The sequence below is a fragment of the Streptomyces sp. NPDC033966 genome (assembly GCF_055575955.1).
Window position 1 is genome coordinate 1 of the sequence record NZ_JBVIRQ010000046.1, and the last position, 4,416, is coordinate 4,416.

The window sequence follows — 4,416 nt, forward strand, 5'->3', positions numbered from 1 at the left end:
GAGTTCTCAAGGAACGGACGCTTCCTTTGTACTCACCCTCTCGGGCTTTCCTCCGGGCTTTCGTTCTTCGTTCTTGCGTTTCCGACTCTATCAGACTCTTTCGTGTCCGATTTCCTCGGTGCTTTCGAGGTTCTGCGCTTTCGCGCTTTCCCTTTCCGGCGGTTCCGACTCTATCAGAAGTTTTCCACCGGATTTCCCGGCTTCAACGTTTCCGATTGGAGAGTCGAATGCACTCCACCCGGGAGGAGATTCCCTGTGGAGTGGTGGTCACCGAACTTGTCCAGTTCGAGGCAACCGTTTAACTCTACAACCCTGCCCCTGGGGTGTCAAAACGACGTGGGGGCCTCGTGCACCCGCACCAGCAAGGCCATCAGGGTGTCCTGTTCGGCCGGGGTGAGGGGGGCCAACAGCTCCGCGTTCGCCGCTTCCGCGAGCGCCGCGCAGCGGGCGAGGGCGGCCTCTCCCTCCGGGGTGACGGTGACGGCGTTCTTGCGCCGGTCGGCCGGGTCCGGGGTGCGCAGGACGAGGCCGGCCTCCTGGAGGTGGTTGAGGATCCCGACCATGTCCTTGGGGTCCACCGCGAGCCGACGCCCCAGGTCCGCCTGGGCCACGGGGCCGTACTCGGCGGTCGCGGCCAGCACCGCGTGCTGCATGAGCTTCAGACCCTCTCCCGCGATCGCGGCGGCGACCAGGCCCCGTCCGCGCGCCGCGACGCGGCCGACGAGCCAGCTGGGCAGGGACTGGATGTGTCCGAGGGGTGAGGTCATGCGTGCACCCTACCCAAAAGTCATTGGACTTCCCCACGACTTTGAGCTTATCGTTGGGATGTCCAACGAAATCGGATCGGGGAGGTCCTGTGCTGCGCATTCGCCATGAGGTCAACGGTGGGCCCGGAGTCCTGCTCGCCGAGGAGGTCGACCGCCCCGCGGCCGGGCCCGGGGAGCTGCTCGTCCGGACCGAGGCGATCGGGGTCACGCTGCCCACCGTCCGCAAGGTGCGGGAGGGAAGCGGGCCCGTGTCGTTCGGCGGGGAGGTGGCCGGGGTCGTCGCCGGCACCGGCGAGGGGGTCACCGGCTTCGCCGTCGGAGACCGAGTCACCGGACTCTGCTTCGCCGACGCCTACGCCGAGTACGCGGTGCTGAGCGCCACGATGGCCTCCCCCGTCCCCGACGGCGCGACCGCCGTGGACGCGGTGGCACTCGTCCGCAGCGGGCTGGTCGCCCGCGGGGCGTACGAGGCCGCGCACGTGCGGCCCGGCGAGTCCGTCCTCGTCACGGCGGCGGCCAGCGCGGTGGGCACCCTCGCCATCCAGCTCGCCAAGGCCGGCGGGGCGGGGCGCGTGGTCGCCGCCGTCAGCACCGCCGACAAGGCCGACTTCGTCCGCGGCCTGGGCGCCGACGAGGTGGTCCTGTACGAGGACGCCGACTGGGGCACCCCGTACGACGTGATCCTCGACGGTGTCGGCGGCGACCTGCTCGGCCCCGCCGTCCGGGCCCTCGCCATGGGCGGCCGGCTGGTGGCCTTCAGCTCCGGCGGCGGCACGGTGGAGGCGTACGAACTCCTGGTCCGCGGGGCCTCGTTGATCGGCTTCCAGATCCGGGCCGTCGCCCTGGGCCGGCCCGACCTCTACGCCCGCTGGCAGCGCGAGCTCTGGGAGCTGCGCGAAGCGGGCACCCTGCGAACCGCCGTCCACGCACGGATCCCCCTGACCGAAGCCGCCCGCGCGCACGCCGTCATCGAGCAGCGCCGCAACCTCGGCAAGGTCGTGCTGGTGCCTTAAGGCCCTTCCTGAACAACCGCCCGGCCGCCGGCCGGCTCGTCGATCGGCCAGGCGATCTCCACGCGGTTCTCCGGGCCGTCCGGTATCCCGGTCCACCGGCGGTAGACCAGCCGGACCGGACCCGCGAAGGCAAAGCCGTGCTCGGTGATCCAGTCGGCGACGGCGTCGTACGCGCCGAGGATCTGCGGGAACGCGGCGGCCGCTCCCTCGGCCTCCGCGCAGGCCAGGGTGCTCTCGGACAGCTCGCGCACGGTCATGCCCTCGGGCAGGTCCGTGGGCTGCGCGCCGTCCTTCCAGAACGGCAGGCACGCCTCGACGAGCGTCTCGTTCTCGTCGTCGCACACCCCGTGGAAGCGGACGAAGGCCGGCGCGGTGAGGGTGAGCGGGCCGCGGCCGGCGACCTCGTACATCTCCTGGTAGGCGCCGCGGAGGAACTCGCCGAGCCCGGAGTTGTCCAGGGTCGCCCCGCGGACGAGGACTCGTTCGGCGGCGCCCTGGCGGACGGTGACACGGTGGGTCATCTCTGCTCCTTCGGTCAGTCGGCCCAACAGGCTGTGGACGATGGAACGCTGTACCTCCAACCGCCGCTCGGCCGCCGACAGCTGCGCCTGCAGGGCGGCGACCAGCTCCTCCTCACCCCCGCCGAGCAGCCGGCGCACCTCCTCGACGGGGATGTCCAGCTGCCGCAGCGCCCTGATCGACTGCGCCGTACGCACCTGGTCACGCCGGAAGTAGCGGTAGCCGCTCACCGGATCGACGAACGTCGGCACCAGCACGCCGCTGGCGTCGTAGTGCCGAAGCGCGGTGACCGAGAGGCCGCTGGCCTGCGAGAACTGCCCGATCGGCAGCAGGTTTCTCCTGTCCACAGCCCTGACTGTGCCGTCTCGCGCTACCCGAGAGTCAAGCCCGTCCCGGCTGACGGCTGCACCGCCCGGTACAGGCCGCAGCCAACGCCGCGGGCGAGATCGACCGGGACATCTCGGTGTCCCCTGCCGGTTGGGGCTCGATGCGGGGGTGCCACGATGCGGACATGCGCGAGTTGAGCGATCTGATCGACGTCGAGGAGCCGGCCTGGCCGGAGCTCAGGGAGACCCTCGGCGGTGGGTCGGTGTCTGTAGAGGTGCTTCCGCCCGATCGCGGCCTCGCCAGCGCATCGCTGCTTCAGCTGCAGGTGACGGCGAGGTCGTATTTGGGTGCGGTGGTACTGCACTGTGGCGCTCTGCTGGTGGACCACGGATGGGTGCGGGTGTTCGGCAGCCCGCTCGACGGGGCAGCGCCGAGCCTGGCACGGGTCAACCAGTTCCCGGGAGGGTTCGACCCTGCGTGGCGACCCGATGCCGGTCTGGTGGTGGCACATGACGTGCTGGGTGGCGTTTTCGCCCTCAACGGCGGTGCTCCCACCAGCGTGGGCCGCCCGGGGGCACCGGGCGAGATGATCTACTTCGCCCCTGATTCACTTCGCTGGGAGGCCCTGGGGGCCGGGCACTCGGCGTGGCTGGCCTGGCTGGTGTCCGGGGCGCTCGATGAGTTCTATGCGGATCTTCGCTGGCCCGGCTGGCAGGACGAGGTCCGGGCGTTGAACAGCGATCAGGGCCTGTCGCTGTTTCCACCGTTGTGGTCCGCCGAGGCACGCCAGGACATCTCCGCGACCAGTCGTCGCGCCGTGCCCATGGCCGAGTTACTCGGTGTCGCCCGCGACTCATGCCGACAGTTCGACGGGGTTGACCCGGGCCTTCTAGGCGCCATCTGAACTGGCACCCGGTTCAGCCTGCGGAAAGGACCCGATGCCCCTGCGGGCGACGTGCAGGGCGATGCTCCTGATCGGAGCCATCGGCCCGGACGAGTCCTGGGTCCGAAGGCACGACCTGGGCCCGCTACAGGAGTCCGGGCTGCCCGGAATCGTTGAAGCGGTGGACCGAGCGGCGCAGGAGGTCGAGGAACTCCGCGAGGCCGTCCGTGATCCGGTCGAACTCGCCTTCCTCGGAGGCGGTCCGCGACCGCCAGACGGCGCCGTCCGCGGCGACCGCGTACAGGATCCCGCCCCCGTCGGAGCCGATCAGCACGGCGGGGACGGTTTCGCCGGCCTCGGGCAGCGCGGTGCGTTCGTCGATGGCCCGGGACGCGGGGTGCAGGAAGTAGCCGTTGCCGACGTCGCTCATGCTCACGGCCCCGATCTCCCCGTAGTACGCGGCGAGGTCGGCGAAGGCCGGGGACTCAGCGGCGAGGTGCTCCGCAGCGAGGCGGTCGCCCGCCTCCGGCGGGTGGACCGCGTTCTCACCCGGCCCGTACCCGTACTTCTCCTCGAAGCCGGCCACCAGGGCGGCCAGAGCCGCAGACACCTCCTCCCGCCAGCCGGCGAGGGAGGCAGCCGTGAGGGGGAGGGAGCCGTGCGAATCGCGCATGCCTCCCATCCTCACACCCCGCGCGATCGAAAACGTCCACCTGGTGCCGGGTGCTCAGCCGAAGAGCAGGGGGCCGGGCGTCCTCGATGGGCCGACGTCCGATTCGCCATGCGCGGCGTGAAGAGGCCCGCGAAACGCAAAGGCCCGTAAACGCAGAAAAGCCCCGCACCATAAGGTGCGGGGCTTTCCCACAATGATTGTTCGGCGGCGTCCTACTCTCCCACAGGGTCCCCC

At 70.6% G+C, this 4,416-nt stretch carries 5 protein-coding genes; 2 read left to right on the plus strand and 3 right to left on the minus strand.

Going from position 1 to position 4,416, the window contains the following annotated elements:
- Positions 1–326 precede the first annotated feature (326 nt).
- Complete coding sequence (locus ACZ518_RS39335; RefSeq protein WP_469117832.1) at positions 327–767, minus strand: MarR family winged helix-turn-helix transcriptional regulator; 441 nt, start codon at positions 765–767, stop codon at positions 327–329.
- A gap of 89 nt (positions 768–856) precedes the next feature.
- On the opposite strand from ACZ518_RS39335, the gene ACZ518_RS39340 reads away from it, so the two are divergent.
- Positions 857–1,780: a quinone oxidoreductase family protein gene (locus ACZ518_RS39340; protein ID WP_469117833.1), complete on the plus strand. Its 924-nt coding sequence runs from the start codon at positions 857–859 to the stop codon at positions 1,778–1,780.
- Here ACZ518_RS39340 and ACZ518_RS39345 read toward each other — a convergent pair.
- Complete coding sequence (locus ACZ518_RS39345) at positions 1,777–2,646, minus strand: MerR family transcriptional regulator (RefSeq protein ID WP_469117834.1); 870 nt, start codon at positions 2,644–2,646, stop codon at positions 1,777–1,779. The genes ACZ518_RS39340 and ACZ518_RS39345 overlap by 4 nt on opposite strands.
- Positions 2,647–2,810: 164 nt before the next feature.
- Between ACZ518_RS39345 and ACZ518_RS39350 the strand changes: the two genes are divergently transcribed.
- Positions 2,811–3,530 carry a DUF2625 domain-containing protein gene (locus ACZ518_RS39350; RefSeq protein ID WP_469117835.1) on the plus strand — a complete coding sequence of 240 codons (720 nt, stop codon included), beginning with the start codon at positions 2,811–2,813 and terminating at the stop codon, positions 3,528–3,530.
- Positions 3,531–3,654: 124 nt separating this feature from the next.
- Here the strand turns inward: ACZ518_RS39350 and ACZ518_RS39355 are convergent, their stop codons facing one another.
- Positions 3,655–4,182 carry an SMI1/KNR4 family protein gene (locus ACZ518_RS39355; protein WP_469117836.1) on the minus strand — a complete coding sequence of 176 codons (528 nt, stop codon included), beginning with the start codon at positions 4,180–4,182 and terminating at the stop codon, positions 3,655–3,657.
- Positions 4,183–4,416 lie beyond the last annotated feature (234 nt).